Annotated in this window: 15 protein-coding genes; 6 read left to right on the forward strand and 9 right to left on the reverse strand. The window is 45.8% G+C overall.

Features of this window, described 5'->3' with window-relative positions; all coding sequences use genetic code 11:
- Nucleotides 1-9 precede the first annotated feature (9 nt).
- Entirely contained in the window at nt 10-735 is a 726-nt protein-coding gene (gene recO / locus AAAT87_RS00210; RefSeq protein ID WP_295023594.1) for a DNA repair protein RecO, read from the reverse strand.
- A 233-nt stretch (nt 736-968) separates the two neighbouring features.
- Between recO and rpsT the strand changes: the two genes are divergently transcribed.
- The 4 genes from rpsT to AAAT87_RS00230 all read left to right on the forward strand — a co-directional run bounded on the left by rpsT (nt 969) and on the right by AAAT87_RS00230 (nt 6,912).
- The gene (rpsT, locus tag AAAT87_RS00215) at nt 969-1,223 is read left to right on the forward strand and encodes a 30S ribosomal protein S20 (RefSeq protein WP_089544091.1); all 255 of its coding nucleotides are present in this window, start codon (nt 969-971) and stop codon (nt 1,221-1,223) included.
- Nucleotides 1,224-1,424: 201 nt separating this feature from the next.
- Nucleotides 1,425-3,395, forward strand: a complete 1,971-nt coding sequence (gene gyrB, locus AAAT87_RS00220; RefSeq protein ID WP_295023596.1) for a DNA topoisomerase (ATP-hydrolyzing) subunit B — start codon at nt 1,425-1,427, stop codon at nt 3,393-3,395.
- Nucleotides 3,396-3,512: 117 nt separating this feature from the next.
- Entirely contained in the window at nt 3,513-5,888 is a 2,376-nt protein-coding gene (locus AAAT87_RS00225; RefSeq protein WP_298531192.1) for a glycoside hydrolase family 95 protein, read from the forward strand.
- Between the two features lie 100 nt (nt 5,889-5,988).
- Nucleotides 5,989-6,912, forward strand: coding sequence for a hypothetical protein (locus AAAT87_RS00230; RefSeq protein WP_349225292.1), 924 nt, complete (start codon nt 5,989-5,991; stop codon nt 6,910-6,912).
- 31 nt (nt 6,913-6,943) lie between these two features.
- Here the strand turns inward: AAAT87_RS00230 and AAAT87_RS00235 are convergent, their stop codons facing one another.
- From AAAT87_RS00235 to AAAT87_RS15495, 4 genes are all read right to left on the reverse strand, one after another.
- Nucleotides 6,944-7,579: a DUF3109 family protein gene (locus tag AAAT87_RS00235; protein ID WP_349225293.1), complete on the reverse strand. Its 636-nt coding sequence runs from the start codon at nt 7,577-7,579 to the stop codon at nt 6,944-6,946.
- A gap of 88 nt (nt 7,580-7,667) precedes the next feature.
- Nucleotides 7,668-8,333, reverse strand: a complete 666-nt coding sequence (locus tag AAAT87_RS00240; protein WP_264959364.1) for a uracil-DNA glycosylase — start codon at nt 8,331-8,333, stop codon at nt 7,668-7,670.
- 80 nt (nt 8,334-8,413) lie between these two features.
- Nucleotides 8,414-9,937 (reverse strand): 2,3-bisphosphoglycerate-independent phosphoglycerate mutase, encoded by a 1,524-nt coding sequence (gpmI, locus tag AAAT87_RS00245; protein ID WP_117587081.1) that lies wholly within the window; start codon nt 9,935-9,937, stop codon nt 8,414-8,416.
- Between the two features lie 124 nt (nt 9,938-10,061).
- Nucleotides 10,062-11,141: a winged helix-turn-helix domain-containing protein gene (locus tag AAAT87_RS15495; RefSeq protein WP_428848526.1), complete on the reverse strand. Its 1,080-nt coding sequence runs from the start codon at nt 11,139-11,141 to the stop codon at nt 10,062-10,064.
- A gap of 202 nt (nt 11,142-11,343) precedes the next feature.
- Between AAAT87_RS15495 and AAAT87_RS00255 the strand changes: the two genes are divergently transcribed.
- Together AAAT87_RS00255 and AAAT87_RS00260 are read left to right on the forward strand one after the other, a co-directional pair.
- Nucleotides 11,344-12,207: a GLPGLI family protein gene (locus tag AAAT87_RS00255; protein ID WP_349225294.1), complete on the forward strand. Its 864-nt coding sequence runs from the start codon at nt 11,344-11,346 to the stop codon at nt 12,205-12,207.
- An 87-nt stretch (nt 12,208-12,294) separates the two neighbouring features.
- Nucleotides 12,295-14,847 (forward strand): peptidase associated domain and porin domain-containing protein, encoded by a 2,553-nt coding sequence (locus tag AAAT87_RS00260; RefSeq protein WP_349225295.1) that lies wholly within the window; start codon nt 12,295-12,297, stop codon nt 14,845-14,847.
- Nucleotides 14,848-15,118: 271 nt separating this feature from the next.
- On the opposite strand, the gene AAAT87_RS00265 is transcribed toward AAAT87_RS00260, so the two are convergent.
- The 4 genes from AAAT87_RS00265 to AAAT87_RS00280 form a co-directional block, all read right to left on the reverse strand.
- Nucleotides 15,119-17,470, reverse strand: a complete 2,352-nt coding sequence (locus AAAT87_RS00265) for a beta-glucosidase (RefSeq protein WP_349225334.1) — start codon at nt 17,468-17,470, stop codon at nt 15,119-15,121.
- Nucleotides 17,471-18,096: 626 nt separating this feature from the next.
- On the reverse strand, nt 18,097-18,867 hold the full coding sequence (gene trmB / locus AAAT87_RS00270) for a tRNA (guanosine(46)-N7)-methyltransferase TrmB (RefSeq protein ID WP_022121261.1): 771 nt from the start codon (nt 18,865-18,867) through the stop codon (nt 18,097-18,099).
- A 138-nt stretch (nt 18,868-19,005) separates the two neighbouring features.
- Complete coding sequence (locus AAAT87_RS00275; protein WP_349225296.1) at nt 19,006-19,482, reverse strand: hypothetical protein; 477 nt, start codon at nt 19,480-19,482, stop codon at nt 19,006-19,008.
- A complete protein-coding gene (locus tag AAAT87_RS00280) occupies nt 19,412-19,663 on the reverse strand; it encodes a hypothetical protein (protein WP_349225297.1) in 252 nt (83 codons plus the stop codon). The genes AAAT87_RS00275 and AAAT87_RS00280 overlap by 71 nt, the downstream gene beginning before the upstream one ends.
- Nucleotides 19,664-19,691 lie beyond the last annotated feature (28 nt).

Here is a 19,691-nt window from a genome sequence, read left to right on the forward strand (position 1 = left end):
AACCGTTCCTTAAGCAAACAACTCCTGTAGAACAGAAAAGCTTTTCAGTTCCGGGAATCCCGGAACATGAATCCTATAATATTGCAATATCACCTCTACACAGCGGTTTCGATCCAATCGGGACATTGTGTAGAGGTGCATTGTTTCATAGCTCAGGCGAAGCAGCCCCAACATACGTAAAGAATCCTCTTTATTTAAATAATGTACGTGTGTAGGCACGAAGGATACAAAACGGCCTTCCTCCAAGTCGAAGAAATCGCCATGCGCACCACTCTCAAGGTTAGGCGAAAATCCAAGAAAGAAGGTTAGCCGAACCATAAAGACAATATGGAAATTGGCATAATTCCCCTGTGCCTGGTCGAGCCACGCCACACTCTCCTCTATGAAGGAAAACAATGGAACATTCACCTGCTCGTTCCTGGTGGCTTGCCCCAAAAGCTCTGCCAGAAACATAGACATCGCCAACTTGTAAGGCGAAAAGGGAAGATCCACAAAGGGAAGAGCGATGAATACATCCTTCAATCGCTGCAAGTTAGCTTTCGGACGATGATCGAACTCCAGGTTGAGAATCATCAAGGGCTGAAACAGCTGACGCTTCATCTTCGCCTTAGAAGACTTGGGTATTTTGACCATAAAAGAGACTCTGCCCAACTTTTCGGTGAAGAAATCCACGATAAGTTGTGCATCCCCATACTTAATGGTCTGTAGTACGATAGCTCTAGTTTTTACTTCCATTTTGTCTATAATTATTAAAAAACAGGGCAAAATTACAAAAAAACAAGCATTTAGCGAAAATTTTCGCAGAAAAATTTGCAAGATTCAAATAAAAGTAGTAACTTTGCACCCGCAAATAAGCAATGGTCCCTTCGTCTATCGGTTAGGACGAGAGATTTTCATTCTCTAAAGAGCAGTTCGACTCTGCTAGGGACTACAAACATTAATAAAGAATATAAAAATAAAACATAGAGATGGCAAATCACAAATCATCAGTAAAGAGAATCCGTCAGGACAAGAAGAAGGCTTTGCATAACAAGTACTATGCAAAGACTATGCGCAATGCCGTTCGCAAGTTGCGCAACATGACTGACAAGGAGGAGGCTGCAAAGCTCTATCCTACAGTACAGAAGCTTTTGGACAAGTTGGCTAAGATCAACGTTATTCACGAGAACAAGGCTGCAAACTTGAAGTCTGGTCTTACACAGCACATCGCTAAGTTGGCCTAACTTCCAAGTTAAAGCAAAAGAGATAAATAAGGCTGCTATCCTTCATAAAGGGGTTGCAGCCTTACTCTTTTTTATACCCCTTCGACCTTCAACACATCACCACCTTATTTTTTTCTCCTTTTTCGCTAATTTTCACAAAGAAAACTAGCTGTTTCTCAGCTTTTTTTTGTATCTTTGCACGGAAATAAGACAATTCTAAAAATGGCAGAAAATCAAAACACCGCAAATAATTACTCAGCGAGCAACATCCAGGTTCTTGAAGGCTTGGAAGCTGTTCGCAAACGTCCGGCAATGTACATTGGAGACATTTCCGAAAAGGGTCTTCACCACTTGGTAAACGAGACCGTTGATAACTCTATCGACGAGGCGATGGCTGGTTACTGTACCGACATCGAGGTTACCATCAATGAGGACAACTCTATCACTGTAGAAGACAATGGCCGTGGTATTCCTGTGGATATGCACGAGAAGCTTCATAAGTCAGCCCTCGAAGTCGTAATGACCGTGCTCCATGCCGGTGGTAAGTTCGACAAGGGTTCCTACAAGGTATCTGGTGGTTTGCACGGTGTGGGTGTAAGTTGTGTAAACGCACTTTCTACCCACATGTTGTCACAGGTGTTCCGTGGCGGCAAAATCTACCAGCAGGAATATGAGAAGGGTAAGCCTCTCTATCCTGTCAAGGTGGTAGGCGAGACCAACAAGCGCGGTACACGCCAGCAGTTCTGGCCAGACCCAACAATCTTTACTCACACAGTCTATAAATGGGACATCATCGCCAACCGTATGCGCGAGTTGGCATTCCTCAACGCAGGTATCAAGATTACCTTGAAAGATCTGCGCCCAGACGAGGAAGGCAAGACCAAGGAGCAGGTTTTCCATGCGAAGGATGGTTTGAAGGAATTCGTTCGCTACGTGGATCGCCATCGCACCCACCTCTTCGATGACGTCATCTACCTGAAGACAGAGAAGCAGGGTATTCCTATTGAGATTGCCGTGATGTACAACACAGACTATTCTGAGAATATCCACTCATACGTGAACAATATCAATACCATCGAGGGTGGTACCCACCTGACTGGTTTCCGTATGGCGTTGACCCGTACCCTGAAGGCTTACGCAGAAGCTGACCCAGCCATCTCTAAGCAGATTGAGAAGGCAAAGGTAGAGATTGCACCAGAAGACTTCCGCGAGGGTCTTACCGCCGTTATCTCTATCAAGGTAGCAGAACCTCAGTTTGAGGGCCAGACCAAGACCAAGCTCGGAAACAGCGAGGTTCAGGGAGCCGTCCAGCAGGCGGTAAATGAAGCTTTGGCTGATTACCTGGAGGAGCATCCAGACGAAGCTAAGCGCATCTGCGAGAAGGTGGTATTGGCTGCTACTGCACGTATTGCAGCCCGCAAGGCACGTGAAAGCGTACAGCGCAAGAACTTCATGACAGGTGGTGGTCTGCCTGGTAAGCTTGCAGACTGTTCCATGAAGGATCCTAAGGAATGCGAGATTTTCCTTGTCGAGGGTGATTCCGCTGGTGGTTCAGCCAAGCAGGGTCGCGACCGTTTCCGCCAGGCTATTCTCCCATTGCGTGGTAAGATTCTGAACGTAGAAAAGGTTCAGTGGCATAAAGTATTCGAAGCTGAGTCTGTCATGAACATTATCCAGAGTATCGGAGTTCGCTTCGGTGTAGATGGTGAGGACAGCAAGGAAGCCAACACAGACAAGCTGCGTTACGACAAGATTATCATCATGACCGATGCCGACGTCGATGGTTCCCACATCGACACGCTGATCATGACATTGTTCTATCGCTTCATGCCTAAAGTTATCGAGGAAGGCCACTTGTATATCGCTACCCCACCTCTCTACAAGTGTACTTACCGCAGCAAGGTAAGCGAGTATTGCTATACAGAGCAGCAGCGCCAGGCTTTCATCGACAAGTATGGCGAGGGCACAGAAGATAAGAATATCCACACCCAGCGATACAAAGGTTTGGGTGAGATGAACCCAGAGCAACTTTGGGAAACCACTATGGACCCAGCAACACGCTTGCTCAAGCAGGTTACCATCGAGAATGCAGCTCAGGCTGACGAGATTTTCTCTATGCTGATGGGCGACGATGTGGAGCCACGCCGAGAGTTCATCGAGCAGAACGCAACATACGCCAATATCGACGCATAAAGCGAACACCATATATTGGGGGCAGACTCTGCAGGAGTCTTCCCCCTTTTTTAGGTTGCAGCCTTCAAAAAGCAACAACCCCGACATCATGTTTTTACAACTAACAAAACTAAATTTATGAAGCATCGGCTTTTTACGTTTGCGCTAGCTGCCTCAACGTTCTTGAACTGCCAGGCGGCAACAGTTAGTAAAACTCCCCTACCCAACAAGTTGTGGTACAACAAACCTGCATACGCCTTCGAAGAGTCACTGCCACTGGGCAATGGCAAACTGGGTGCGCTGGTTTACGGCGGAGCCAACAATGATTCCATCCAGCTCAATGATATCACCCTATGGACGGGCGTTCCTGTAAACCCTGACGAAGGTGGCGAAGCCTACAAGTGGATTTCCAAAATCAGAGAAGCCCTGTTTAAGGAAGATTACAAGACAGCCGATTCCCTGCAGCACTATGTACAAGGACACAACTCGGAGTTCTATCAGCCGCTGGGCATGATCAATATCATAGACTGCAACCAGGGAGAATTTACTGATTACTATCGTGAGTTAAATCTCGACAAATCCCTTGCTACAGTACAATTCAAGCGCAATGGCATCCAGTACACCAAGGAGTATTTTGCTTCACATCCTGACAAGATGATCGCCATCAAGTTGAGTGCCTCTCAAAAGAGAGCCATCAACAGCGACATATCCCTGACCTCCCTCATTCCTCATCAGGTGAAAGCATCCAGAGGACAAATCACCATGACAGGTCATGTTCTGGGAGATGAAGCCAACAGTACGCATTACTGTGCGATGCTGCATGTAAAGAACACCGACGGACAGGTATGGGCTGACGATTCAGTGCTCCATCTAAAAGATGTAAGCGAGGCTATCATTTATCTTGTCAACGAGACAAGCTACAATGGCTTCGACAAACACCCGGTGAAAGAAGGGGCTCCGTATATCGAAAGAGTATCTGATGATGCCTGGCATCTTGCCAACTTCACCTATGATGAATTCAAGCAGCGTCATATCGCTGATTACAGGAAACTCTTTGATAGAGTAAGCCTGAACCTGAAAGGTGCCAAGTTTGACGCTTCCCGCCCTACCGACCAGCAGTTGCTCGCCTATAGCGACAATCACGAAAGCAACCCTTATCTAGAACAGCTCTACTTCCAATATGGCAGATACCTGCTCATCAGCAGTAGCCGCACCAAGGGAGTACCAGCCAATCTGCAGGGACTCTGGGCACCAGCCCTCCGCTCTCCATGGCGTGGCAACTATACCATCAACATCAATCTGGAAGAAAATTACTGGCCGGCAGAAGTTGCCAATCTTTCCGAGCTGGTTGCTCCTGTAGATGGATTGGTAGAAGGCTTGTCGGTAACAGGTCGCCACAATGCCCAGCACTTCTACGGCATCGATAAGGGATGGTGTGCCGGACATAATACCGATGCGTGGGCGATGAGCAACCCTGTGGGAACCGGAAACGAGAGCCCACAATGGAGCAATTGGGCGATGGGTGGAGCCTGGCTTGTAGAAACCCTCTGGGATCACTACGACTATACCCGTGACACGGAATATCTCCGCAATACAGCCTATCCTTTGATGAAGGGCGCTGCCGATTTCCTGTTAGCGTGGCTCATCCCAGACCCGCACAATCCGAACGAACTGATTACAGCCCCTTGCACATCGCCAGAGGCAGATTATATTACCGATAAGGGCTACCGTGGCAGCAGTTTCTATGGTGGAACCGCCGACCTTGCCATCATCCGTGAGCTCTTCAAGAACACTATCAAGGGAGCGAAAGCCCTAGGTATCGACAGTGATTACCAGCAGCAGTTGCAAGCTGCTCTCAATCGCCTGCGTCCTTACCACATTGGAAAGCGAGGCAACCTGATGGAGTGGTATCACGATTGGGATGACCAGGATTGGCATCATCGCCATCAGTCTCACCTGCTCGGTCTCTATCCGTTCCACCAGATTTCGGTAGCAAAGACACCCGAGCTTGCTGCAGCTGCAACCAAGACTTTGGAAATCAAGGGCGACAATTCTACTGGTTGGAGCACAGGCTGGAGAATCAACCTCTGGGCTCGTCTGCATCGTGCCGACAAGGCTTACCAGATATACCGCAAGTTGCTCACCTACGTTAGTCCTGAGGTTTACAAGGATAGCAAGCATCACAGTGGCGGTACCTATCCTAACCTCTTCGATGCCCATCCACCATTTCAGATAGACGGCAACTTCGGAGGAACTGCAGGTGTTTGCGAGATGCTGATGCAATGCGATGGTGAAACGATGAATTTGCTCCCTGCTCTTCCACAGGAATGGCAGGCAGGAGAAATAAGAGGTCTAAAGGCCCGTGGCAACTATGGCGTATCGCTCGCATGGAACAAAGGCAAATTGACTCAGGCAACCATCACCAGCAAAAACGAGGGTAATCTGACTATCCTCTATAATGGCAAACAGAAAATCCTTACCTTCAAGGCAGGAGAAACAAAGACCATCAGATAAAAGATCCATATCCATCTTATCTATATCTATAGAGTAAAAGACTATAGTTATCTATCAGAATAAAAGACAAAACATTAAAGAAAAGGACAAAAGTAATTCAATGAGATACATAACAACTCTCATCATTTCTATACTTTGGGTACTGAGCTCCCATGCACAGGAGTTCGGTATCCACTGGATATCCTATCCCCTGCCCAACGATTCTTCTGAGGTATGGTTTCGCCAAAGCTACATCATGGACGAGCGCCCTACCCAAGCCTTTATGAACATAGCAAGCACAGGCAACTACAAACTCTATATCAATGAGAGAAACGTAACGGGAAGCCTGAAATTCGATGGTATCAAGGACAGCATTCTTCTGAACCGAACCATCGACGTAACCCGCTTCCTCAAAAATGGCGAGAATGTAATTGCTGTATGGTACGCCCCACAAGGCAAGCCTAGCTACGGCAAGCAACTCTCACTGGAATTCTACGGATGGCAGCAGGACAGCATTCCATTCTATCAGAAAGCAGACGGCAAATGGTTCTGCCGACAACTCAAGGAATGCAGCAATGGAAAAGGCGAACGCTTCCATGCCCGCACCAATACGCAGGCTTGGAAATCTGAGGAATATCACCCTTACGGATGGATTCACCCTACAGGTTGCGTCATCACAGACGAATACAGACAGGATACAGCTTATGTAGCGAATTATAAAGCCTTCTGCGACAAGAAGGTTATCAAGGACGAGAACAAGCTCTACAAGGTATTGAAGCCAGCCTATACATACAGAGACTCCACAGGTTACAACATCGACTTTGGCAGACCTTTCTATGGCACCATCCGCCTTACGCTGCGAGGAGCTGGCAAAGGAACCAGATTAAAGATCAATGATTTCCTGTACATCTGCAACGGAGAACTGGATGAGCAGGCATTCTGCCGATTTAAATTCAGCAAGCAAAAGATATACACACTTTCCTGGAAAGGAATATTCAAGGAAAGTGATATCGTGGATATTGAAGGATTAGAGATTTCGGAATAAGCTACCAAGCTTTTCGAAATCTCTTTTTTTATTAATCTTCCAAGTCGGCAAGCAACTGCTCTGCCACTTCGCAAAGCTCATCATACCATTCCATACCGAACTTCTCAATCAGCGGACCTTCCAGGAACTTATAAACCGGAAGATTCAACTCTTCACCCTTCTTGATGGCATCCTTGCAGATGCGCCATTTGTTATAGTTGATACCATACACCTCGTTGCCGAAATCCTTGGCACGGATTGGATACAAAGCACAGGAGATAGGCTTTTTGAACTTCGACTTTCCTTCGCGATAAGCACGCTCCAAGGCACAGAGACAACAATTCGGGATCGTATGTCCATCGCCCAGGTCTTGCAAATCCTGATAGCAGGTAAACACACAATCCTTACCATTCACGATGCTCGTCACCAAATCGCCTTCAATATCGGTATAAGCCACGCCCTGCTTATCTATGATAGCCTGGGCAGAGGCCGAGAGATCATCCCAAACTACATCCAGCGCATTCTCAATCTCCATAATCTCATCCAAGGTAACAGGAGCTCCCGCATCGCCTTCGATGCAGCACTCGCCCTTGCAGGCATCAAGGTCGCAACAGAATTTTTCGGTGATAATATCAGGTGAAACCAATACGTTGCCCACCTGCAGAATACGCAGTTCGTTTTTCTTCATAATGTTTCTTGAGATGAATAAATGTCTTTGATATATTAAAATAATGATAGCTATCCATGAGTGGATAGCTATATATAATTAGGTATGCCTACCATTGGATAGGCGAAATACCATTCTGCTGCAGATACGCATTGCAGCGGGAGAAATGATGATTGCCAAACCATCCACCTCGATTGGCTGACAGTGGCGATGGATGCACACTTTCCAATATCAGGTGCTTGCTCGTATCGATGAGCTTCGCCTTGCTTCGGGCATAACCGCCCCAGAGGATAAACACCAGGTGTTCCTTATCCTTGCTGAGTGCCTTGATGGCTGCATCGGTAAACTCCTCCCAGCCTTTGCGCTGATGGCTCGCAGCCTGATGTGCACGAACGGTCAACGTGGCGTTGAGCAACAATACTCCCTGCTTTGCCCAGCGGGTTAAATCGCCCGTGGCTGGCATCGGAGTACCGAGATCCATCTGAATCTCCTTGAATATATTAATCAATGATGGTGGAAAAGTGATTCCGTCCGGCACAGAGAAACTCAGTCCCATCGCCTGACCCGGCTCATGGTATGGATCCTGTCCGATAATCACTACCTTCACATCATCAAAAGGACAGAGATTGAAGGCATTGAAAATCAAGCGGCCAGGAGGATAACAGGGCGTACGCAGGTATTCCTCTTTCACGAAGTTGGTGAGGTCAACAAAATACTGCTTGTCGAACTCTTCTCCTATATGCTGTTTCCAACTTTCTTCTATCTTTACGTTCATGCTTAATATAAATTCAAAAGTATCTTAAGATACTTACGCAAGTATCTTAGGATACTTTTTTGAGGTATATAAAATCGTTTTTACTTGTTGTCAGAAATCAAGTTCTCACCAGTCATATCAGCTGGCTGCTCCAAGCCCATGATGTGGAGGATAGAAGGAGCAACGTCTGCCAAACGGCCATCCTTAACGGTAGCTGAGTTGTTGTCAGTTACGTAGATGAATGGAACTGGGTTCAAAGAGTGAGCAGTGTTTGGTGTACCGTCCTCGTTGATAGCGTGGTCTGCATTACCGTGGTCAGCGATGATGATAGCCTCATAATCGTTAGCCTTGGCAGCCTCGATAACGTCCTTTACGCAGTTGTCAACAGCGTGAACAGCCTTAGCGATAGCGTTGTAGATACCTGTGTGACCTACCATATCACCATTAGCGAAGTTTACAACGATGAAGTCGTACTCCTGAGTGTTGATAGCACCAACCAACTTATCCTTTACCTCGTAAGCGCTCATCTCTGGCTTCAGGTCGTATGTAGCTACCTTTGGAGAAGGAACCAGGATACGGTCCTCGCCCTCGTATGGAGTCTCACGACCACCATTGAAGAAGAATGTTACGTGAGCATACTTCTCTGTCTCTGCAGTGTGGAGCTGCTTCTTGCCCTGTGCGCTCAAGTACTCGCCGAGAGTATTCATTACGTTCTCCTTAGGGAAGAGGATGTGAACGCCCTGGAAGCTTGCATCGTATGGAGTCATGCAGTAGTACTGCAAGTCCTTGATGGTGTGCATGCCTTCCTCTGGCATATCCTGCTGAGTCAATACCTGTGTCAACTCCTTGGCACGGTCGTTACGGTAGTTGATGAAGATAACAACATCACCCTCCTGAATAGTACCGTCAACCTTAGAGTTATTGATTGGCTTGATAAACTCGTCTGTTACGTCCTCATCATAGCTTTCCTGCATTGCCTTCACCATATCGTCAGCCTGCTTACCCTTACCCTCAACGAGCAAGTCGTATGCTTCCTTCACACGGTTCCAGCGCTTGTCACGGTCCATAGCATAGAAACGACCTACGATGCTTGCGATGTGTGCACCGTTCTTGTCACAGCAAGCCTGCACCTCCTCGATGAAGCCCTTACCGCTCTTTGGGTCTGTATCACGACCATCCATGAAGCAGTGAACGTATGTCTCCTTCAAACCATATTCCTTACCAATCTCAATCAACTTGAAAAGGTGATCCAAAGAAGAGTGAACACCACCGGTAGAAGTCAAGCCCATCAAATGGAGCTTCTTACCTGTCTTCTGAGCATAGCTGTAAGCGTTGATGATCTCCTGATTCTTCAAGATGTCACCGCTCTCGCAAGCCTTGTTGATCTTAACGAGGTCCTGATATACCACACGACCTGCACCAATGTTGAGGTGACCTACCTCAGAGTTACCCATCTGACCGTTAGGAAGACCTACGTCCTCGCCACAAGTCTGGAGAGTAGAATGTGCAGAAACTGCTGTCAAATAATCGAGATAAGGAGTTGGAGTCTTGAAGATAACATCACCCTTATCATGCTTACCGATTCCCCATCCGTCGAGAATCATTAAAAGAGCTTTTTTTGCCATAATTACATAAAATAATTTAAATTCGAATTTCGACTGCAAAGTTACAACAAAATAGGTGAAGGACAAAATAAATTAAGATAAAAAAACTTCCACCTTTCTAAAAAGATGAGAGTGGATAACAAGATCAACAGGTTCGCAGGATATATCCCTTCTTGATGACGGCTTCGATGCTTACCTTTTCATCCAGGTTCAATGCCCGGCGAAGATAGGTAATCTGCACGTTCAGGGCAAGGGAATTGGAGTATGAGTCATCACCCCATACTTCATTCAGTATGAAATCCCGCTCTACAAGCTGGTTCTGGTTCTCAGCAAGAAGCTTCAGAATTTCAGCTTGACGAGATGTGATGACTACTCTAGAATTACCACATTGCAGTTCATTCTGCGCATAGTAGAAAGCTATGGAACCGATAAAAACAGCAGATTCTTCACCTTTGTCGTCTTCTTTCGGTTGCTTCAACTCATAAATCATATTCTTCAGGAACTCATGACGAATGCCGTCAATGCGTTTCTGGAAGACTATGGTCTTAACCAAATAATACAGACATCCTATCAATATGAAAAAGAGAAAGATGCTTCCTATCAATTGCCACATCATGGCTTTGAGCGTTCGAGTAATAGGAATGGGCACCTGAAAAGAAATACCTTGGCGAAACATTGGATTCGTCTGATACTTCACTGTTACCAGACGTGACCATCTACCTTCGACCTCATATCTTGCACTCAGGAAGACGGTCTTGTAATCCAGATGGCGAAAAGAGGATAGCTTCCCATATCCCTTATCATCCAGCAATCTTTGATAGGCAGCCAAGGAAGGATGCTTACCTATATTAGCCAGATATCTGCTAATGATGAGATAAGCATCATCACCCGTAAGGTCAGGATCATTCAAACGGACAAGAAAGCGGTGATTGTTCCAAAAAGAAAGCGTTGTACGGCTACATCCCTTCTTCATATCATATTCAGATTCTACCTTGAGCATAATCGTATCTCTTCTACCTTTCGTAGATGAATTTTCCTGTAACTTTTTTCTATACTTCAAATCTTGCGCCAACACCTCATCACAATCCTTCTTGAATTGCTCTACCTGCTGGTCTAAGCTATATTGACATTGAAGATGGAGCCAATAAGCCTGCGTGCAGAACAACAATACGATTGCTACTCCACATACCATCCATACTATTTTCAGTTTACTGTTACTGTTCATACTTTCCTGATCTTTTGAATTTGACGGCAAAGTTACTGAAAAATCCGTAAACAAAGGCAAGAGTAATAAAATAATAATAGACGAAAAGAAGCAAAAGTAATAACTCAGTAACAGAAATCATCGATTTCATCGGATGATCTCAGTACCTTTGCATCACAAAAACGAAAGAAACAGATAAAATAATGAATTATAGACGAAGATTATGAAAAAGGTATTATTAATAGCATGGTTTGCATTATATGCTTGCATGCTCCAAGCTCAAACAGTAAACCTGTTCGATGAATCAAGCATTGGCATGGGAGATTCCATTGATCAGGTAAAGTATCAGGTAGTATATGATGCCGAGTATATTTACGAAAAGAAATATACCAAGACCGACACCCTCATTGGCCGCATCGAAGAGAAAATGCTCTTGCAGATTGGCAACAAGTATTCCGCATTCTACAGTTATCCGATATTCCAAAGAGACTCTACCATTTCCGCAAATATGGCAAAAGGAATACCAGTCAATTTCTCCGGTAATGGCGGACAGATTAATTGGAAAGTATATAAGAACTATCCAGAACAGGGCAAGACTGCCTATCTCGATTTCTTTGCTGCTGAGAGATATTTGTGCATTGAACCGATGGAACCGATAGACTGGCAACTCACAGACAGTATCAATTCCATCTGCAGTTACGAGTGCCACCAGGCTATTGCCAAGTTTAAGGGTAGAACATGGATTGCATGGTACACGGAAGACATCCCTATTGACAATGGTCCCTGGAAGCTGAGCGGACTACCGGGATTGATTCTCAAGGCTCACGACTCCGAGAACGATTATGGATTTACAGCTGTAGGACTCACAACAGGCAAAGGCTCCATACCTATCTATTATAAAGGTAAGACTTTCGAGCCTATCGACCGCAAATCATTGGCCTCCATTTACAAGAAATACTATGCCGATCCAATCGGTTATCTGCTTCAAGATGCCAAGTATGCTGCAATTGTAAAAATCAAGGATGAAAAAGGAAATATCCTGAAGCATTCCAAGCGTGCTGAGCCATACAATCCGATTGAAAGATAATTAGCAGTTTACTTTTTTGCCAGACAAGCGTCTTAAAGACATCAGCAAGATTAGTGTCTAAGGTAAAATAGAAAAGAGAGAAAAAAGATGAAAAAAATAATAGTTCTTTTCACTATTCTGTTCGTGGCGTGCCATGCGTTTGCCCAAGAGAAGATTAGCGGTTATGTGGAAGATTCACTTACACACAACCGTCTGACCAACGTATCGGTTACGCTGCTGCGCAATGGAAAGCCCTTGAAGTTTACACGCAGCAAGGAAGACGGAACTTTCCTGATTCCCATAGCACAAAAGCAAACTGGCGATATGCTGCAAGCTTCCTATATGGGCTATAAAAAGCAAAAAACGGCGATTTCATCGGGAAAAGAAACCATCATCAGTATGGCTTCAACAGCTTTTGTCTTGAAGGAAGTACAAGTAAAAGGCTCTCGCATCACAGGGCGGGATACCATTTCTTTCGATCTCACCCGCTTTGCCAATGAACGTGACAACAGTCTGAAGGATGTACTGAAAAAGCTGCCTGGCGTGGATATAGAGAAGAATGGCCGTATCAACTACAATGGTAAGCCCATCAACCGATTCACTGTGGAAGGTCTCGACCTGACCGGTGGCAAATATAACCAACTGGAGGAGAACATCAAGGCAAAAGACGTAAAAAAGGCCGAAGTCATCGAGCATGACCAACCTATCAAAGCGCTCCAGAACAAGACCTTTACGGATAATGTAGCGATGAACATCGCCCTGAAAGACAGTGCCCGCGACAAACTGATGCCCACCCTCAAGCCTTACATGCTCGTAGGGCATCCATCCCACGTAGGCGGAAGCATCAACATCATGCAAATTGGCAAGAAGAAACAGATGATGTATGATGCAGAATACGACAGAACAGGCAAAAATCTCGGCTATGCACTTAACCAACTCGCATCTTACAGCAATCGTCTGGCTCCTGCCTCCCTTCCATCATGGATATCAGTACCATCGCTTGACGCTCCTATCGACGAAGAACGCCTGCGCTTCAACACCTCGCAAAAATACTCCATCAACCATATCAAAAAGAACAAGGACGATGCAGAGACTCGCATAGAAGCCAACTATCTTCGTACGGTAACCCGACAAGAACGAGAGAACATGAGTATCTACGACCTCGGCGGCGAAGCTCCCACAGTTACCACGGAGCACAACCACAAGACCATGATCAGCGATGCCTTCAATCTGCAATGGGAGAACAAGGTAAACAAGGCTGAGCATTATGGCAACGAGAGCATCGGCCTCAGCACAGCACAAAGCGACGGTTTATCAAACATCAACGACACGCTTACCCAACGTGTCCGCATCCCAAAGTTCGACCTCTCGGCAAGTATCTACCGCCTCTTCGTCTTCAAGAAAAGTCAACTCTCTTGGCGTAGCACTGCCGACTATCACCATGGTGTGGCGGACCTCTACATTAACGACGAGCGCAATCGCATCCGCACCAACCTTTGGCATACAGCCCACGCCTTACAGTGGATGAGGAATCGCTTCCACTGGACACAGGAATATAGAATGAGTATCGACCTCAACAACATCTATGCGAAATATCAGGAAAGAAGCGATGAAATCGGCAAAAACAACGGATTCATCGAAAACAGCCACGATGAAATCGGTCAAAACAGTCTTAACATCACAGGGAAGTTCACCCCTTACTGGCAATACAAGACCGAGACGTTCCGTATGTCGTTCTCTCCCGATTTCATCTGGGAACGCTTCACCTATCCACAGAAAACTCTACTTACCATATCACCCTACCTTTACTTATATAAGAAATTGGATTTCCGTAGAGAGTTGACTATCTACACAGGATACAGTACAGGAACAGGCAATGCCACCAACTACGCCATGAAGCAATATCGGCAAAGTTATCGCTCTTGGTACACTTCGAGCGACATCATTCCGATAACTCGTTCTCTTTATAGCAAGTTGAGTTACGACTACAAGCGCCCTATCAAGGAAATCTTCTTCAGCGCATCGGTCAATGCCAGCAAAAACTGGATGAACACGGCATCCGACCTACGCATCGAGGATGGCAAATACTATACCTCATTATATAAGCAGGACAGCAAGAGCGATAACATCGGAGGTTCGCTCTACATATCGAAGGGCTTCTACGACCTGCATCTGAAAACCCGCCTGGAGGGCAGTTACAACTACAGCAAGGGGGAGCAATACAGCAGCGGCAAAGCCATCAGCTACACCGCCGACAACTATACTGTGAAGCCTAGCATCGACTTCTCGCCGTCCTGGTGTGCCTTTAGCTATGAGGGAGAATTCTCTTTTTACAACTCGAAACGTCAAAAAATGGCGAAGTCATCGTTATTTAATTGGCGTCAAAGCGTATCTGCCACCGCTACCATCAGCCATGTGGACCTCTCCTTCTCGCTCGTACATTATCACAATGAGCTGCAAGAGGGCAACCACCTAAACACCCTCCTTGGCGATGCCTCGGCAGTATGGAGAATGAAAAAGCTCCGCCTTTCAGCAGAGCTTCGAAACCTTTTCAACAAGAAGAATTATATGGAAACCATCTATAGCGGCATCAGTACATTGACCGACAGCTATTATCTTCGCCCTCGCGAACTGATGATTTCCGCCCAGTATTCCTTCTAAACAAGAACTCCCATCTCAGAAAAGAGACGGGAGTTCTTTGCTTTTGAGGATAGGAAAATAGGTGCTGCGAAATTCATAAAGAAATAACTTTACAGACCAAATATGGCGAAAAATATCTCTTAAGGGAAGATTTTATTTCCCTTAAGGAAAAATATATTTTCCCTTAAGGAAAAAAATAAAAATCCTTAAGGGAAAATTTTCAATCTCTTCTTCCCCCATTTTCCGGGAGTTTCTTCTAGATTATCTCTTTCTAGAATATTATTTACATAGACTACTTCTGCTTCAGATAGTTCAACTGAACCTTAGGAGCGCAGGCATTGCTTGTCTTCTCGGTATATTCAGCCACCTTCAAAGTAGCAGTACCCTTGATGTTCTCCACATCGCTACCTACCTTGAAGAGATAGTTACCTGCATCTACCTTCCACTGGCTGTTGGCCTCATCGAAGCTAGCAAGATCGCGCTTTTCAAGTGTCATCTTCAAAGTCTGGCTCTCACCTGGATTCAGCAACTTGGTCTTGCCGAAGGTCTTGAGTTCCTTGGCAGGCTTCTCATAAGCACCCTTAGGAGCGGTAACATAAACCTCAGCAACTTCCTTGCCGGCAACCTTACCGGTATTCTTGATAGTTACGCTAACCTCAATATTGTTGCCCTTTGCCTTGACAGATGGCTTGCCAAACTCGAAGGTAGTATAGCTCAAACCATAACCGAATGGATAAGCCACATTCTTCTTGAAGGTGTCGAAGTAGCGATAACCTACATAGATATCCTCCTCGTGGTTGCTATAATCGTAACCCTTGATATTACCCTTGCTCCAATCCAGCAGATTCTTGTAGGTGTACATATCGTAATCCTTGGCAAAGTTGGCAGTAGATGGATGATCGGTAGCAGCGATAGGCCAGGTCATGGTCAACTTACCCGATGGATTCACCTTACCGGTCAGGATATCAGCTACAGAGTTACCGCCCTCGATACCTGGCTGCCAAGCTACGAGAATAGCATCCACACGGTCTCTCCAACTGGCTGTCTCCATCACAGAACCAGAGTTGATGATGACTATCACCTTCTTGCCCTTGGCATGGAAAGCATCAGATACACGGAAAATCATATCCTGCTCTATCTGACTGAGGTTGAACTCACCATTGATCTGGCGATCCATTCCCTCACCTGCCTGACGGCCGATGGTGATGATGGCAGCATCTGCCTTTGGCTCCTCGCCAGCTACACAGCGCTCAGTAATCTCGATTTCATCGAGCTTTGGCTGACCCTGATCCAAGAACCACATCATCGGATTCTTGTCTGCCTTCAACTTAGCCTTGGCATACTTCACATAATTCTGATAGATTTCCGTAAGCTGAGGAGTAGTTGCCACACCGATGTTCTTCAAACCGGTAACCATATCTACAGAATAGCCTACATTAACGGCTCCACTGCCAAGACCACCCGACATGAAATCGTAAGAGTTGACACCGAAGAGAGCTACGGTCTTCAAGCCCTGGATAGGAAGAGCGGCATCATTCTTCAGAAGTACCATACCCTCGGTAGAACTCTGACGGGTGATAGCTGCATGAGCCTTCAAGTCTGGCTCACCACTATATTTATATCCCTTGAATCGAGGAGTCTTCACGATATATTCGAGCATGCGGCGAACATTGCGATCCACATCCTTAATATCCAGCTTGCCATTCTTTACGGCATCAACAATATCCTGCACCTGTGCAGGATAACCCGGCATCATCAGGTCGTTGCCAGCCTCAACTTCCTGTTCCAGAGGAAGGTCGGCACGCTTACCTATCCAGTCGGTCTCCACGATTCCCTTATATCCCCAGTCGTTGCGGAGAATATCAGTAAGGAGGCCCTTGTTGCCCTGGGCATAAACACCGTTTATCTTATTATAGGCAGACATGATAGTCCAAGGATTGCTCTTGCGAACCATCATCTCGAAACCCTTCAGATACAACTCACGGAGAGCACGCTGGCTCAATCGCTCATCCACCTTGGTACGGTCAGTTTCCTGAGAGTTTACGGCAAAGTGCTTGGCACTCACGCCCACGCCCTGACTCTGCACACCCCGTACAAAGGCGGTTCCGATAAGACCCGTTACGATTGGATCTTCTGAATAATACTCAAAGTTACGGCCGCAGAGCGGATTGCGATGCAGGTTCATACCCGGTCCGAGCACAACATCACAGCCATACTCCAGGGTTTCGTTACCGATAGCCTCACCCACCTTGCGTACCAAGTCGGTGTTCCAGGTAGAAGCCAGACAGGTTCCGATAGGGAAACCGGTGGCAAAGTAGCTACGGCTGTCACCTTTGCGATGAGCATCGATATGAACACCGGCAGGACCATCACACTGTACGGTAGCAGGAATGCCGAGACGAGGGATGGCTACAGTAATACCCGCAGCACCCGGCACGAACTTCTTCTGATGTCCGAGCATAGCACCGCTGCCCACGAATCCATCGTTACCACCGCCCACCAGCATCTGGGCTTTTTCTTCCAAGGTCATCGCCTTGATAACTTCGTCGATGTTGTTGGCATTCAACTGAGGTGCCGATTGCGCCATCATTGTAGTTGCCATTGCTCCTGCCGCAACGGTAAGAGCCAATTTCTTGTAGTTCATCATTTTGTCGTTTATTTAGTTAGTTATTACTTTTCTGTTCTTTTAGTCGTTTCTTCCGGTTCATGCAGTCACTTAGAATACTGAATCTTTTAAAAACTTGCTGCAAATATAATAAAATAAGGTGGAAACACCAAGCATTTCCACCTTTTTTTCTTGAATTCAACAAGATTATTCCCGGATTTTACAAAACATATAGAAAGAGAATAACATACTATACATATCCCTAACCTAAGGCTAGTTCTGATATTTAATCTGGAAGTAATCGAGCAGACGCTTATACTGCCATACAATTCACGAGTTATCGGCAAGTTTATATTCATTTTAGACTATAAAATCCATACTTTTTGCCGATATGTGCAAAATTTGCACATACCAAGAAATATGGTCGTCGCAATAACTTTAAACTGCGCACAACAGCTATTCTACAAGTGCACAACAACTGAAAGACATGCGCACAACAGCTGTTGTGCAACCGCATATCAGCTGTTGTGCGCTTCTAGATATTAACTCTTCCAACAATTACTATTAGGCTTTCCGACAACTTCTCCAGTATTATTCGAAGACTTCCGTTGCTTCTTTCAGATGCCGGCGACTATTGCGGGAGACTTTTTATATATTGCGATAACTTACTTCGCTGTATCCTTTGAGCTTCTCTTATCACGGCGATAACTGCGATAATCATCCAGCGGAATCTCAATATCAGGTTCCACCAGCTCGCCCTCACGTGGCAAGGCGAACTTCTGATACTTGATGTTCAAGCCACGCTCTATCCACATACTCTCATAATAGGTCTGGATAGAGAGAATCTTACGGGTTTCCTCATCGATACCCTCCTGATGATAGAGGTCCTCTGTGCGGAAGAGCACAGGCAGATGGTTGCCATCCACCATATAAGTAGTATAGGTGAAGAGGAAGTTGGAGTCCGTCTTCAGATGGATGATACCGCCATCCACGAGGAAGTGGCGATAACGGTTCATGAAGTATGTAGATGTAAGACGCTTGCGAGGATTCTTCATCTGAGGGTCAGAGAAGGTGAGCCAGATTTCCTGCACCTCATCCTCGGCAAAGAAGCGGTCGATAATCTCGATGTTGGTACGGAGGAAAGCCACGTTCTTCTGTCCTTCCTCTATCGCTTTCTTGGCACCGGTCCACATACGTGCACCCTTAATATCCACACCGATGAAGTTCATCTCAGGATAGAGCTTGGCAAGTTCAACGGTATATTCACCCTTGCCGCATCCCAACTCCAGCACGATAGGATTATCATTGTGGAAATACATCTCACGCCACTTGCCCTTCATATCGAAAGGCACGTCATCTACAACACTATATGGATACTGGAACACGTTCTCGAAACGCTCCATATCCGCAAACTTAGCTAATTTTCCTTTGCTCATTGATTCTTTTTTCTTCGTTTGGGTGCAAAGGTACAAAAATTATAAAAACTCTTATTACAATTACATTTATAATTTTTGATATTTAACCAAATCTACCGGAAATTCTTTTCAGAAACGGCAGAACTGTTGCCTCCATCATCAAAAATGAAAGAACATAGACATCAGTATTGTCCTACCTCGCAACTGATACTCCTTGCTCGTACGGGTCAACCCCGAATAAACGGTATAGCCGTAGGTGCGCTGATTGAAAAGATTAAATACCTGCAAGCCTACCTTCATCATTACGGTAAAAGGCTTGAGGAAAAAACCGAGCGAAGTATTGGTATGACTGAAGAATGCTGCCGAACGAACACTTTGATAAGCCGTTTGTTGCGAATTATCAACAGTCAGAGAGTGCGGATTCACCATATAAGCATTATACGTGTTAAAGGTATAAGTTCGCTTACCACTCCGATGCAACAGCTCCAGCTTGTCTGATACTTTATACTTCGGCATCTTGACCTGCTGATGATTAGGATAAGAGCCGGCAATATCCATCATGACATCATTCCAAGCCAGGTCGGTAGAAAGCTGATTGGCAACATACGACTTTTCGCCATTCGAAGAAACTTCCATCTGCCTGCGTCTTGGTAAACTTCAGGATTCTATTGCCGGCAGCAGGTCGGATGGTAACCATCACTCCCTGCAGTCCGTTGCCCGTATAAGCATCTTCCACCTTACCCGACAAGGTGACTTGCTGGGCATAGGTCAAAGTGCTCATACAGATAAACCACAGATATAAAAACAGTTGCTTCATAAATTATCTTCTTGAGAAACCAATCCGT

Origin of the sequence: Segatella sinensis, from assembly GCF_040095255.1 — a bacterium.
GTDB lineage: Bacteria > Bacteroidota > Bacteroidia > Bacteroidales > Bacteroidaceae > Prevotella > Prevotella sinensis.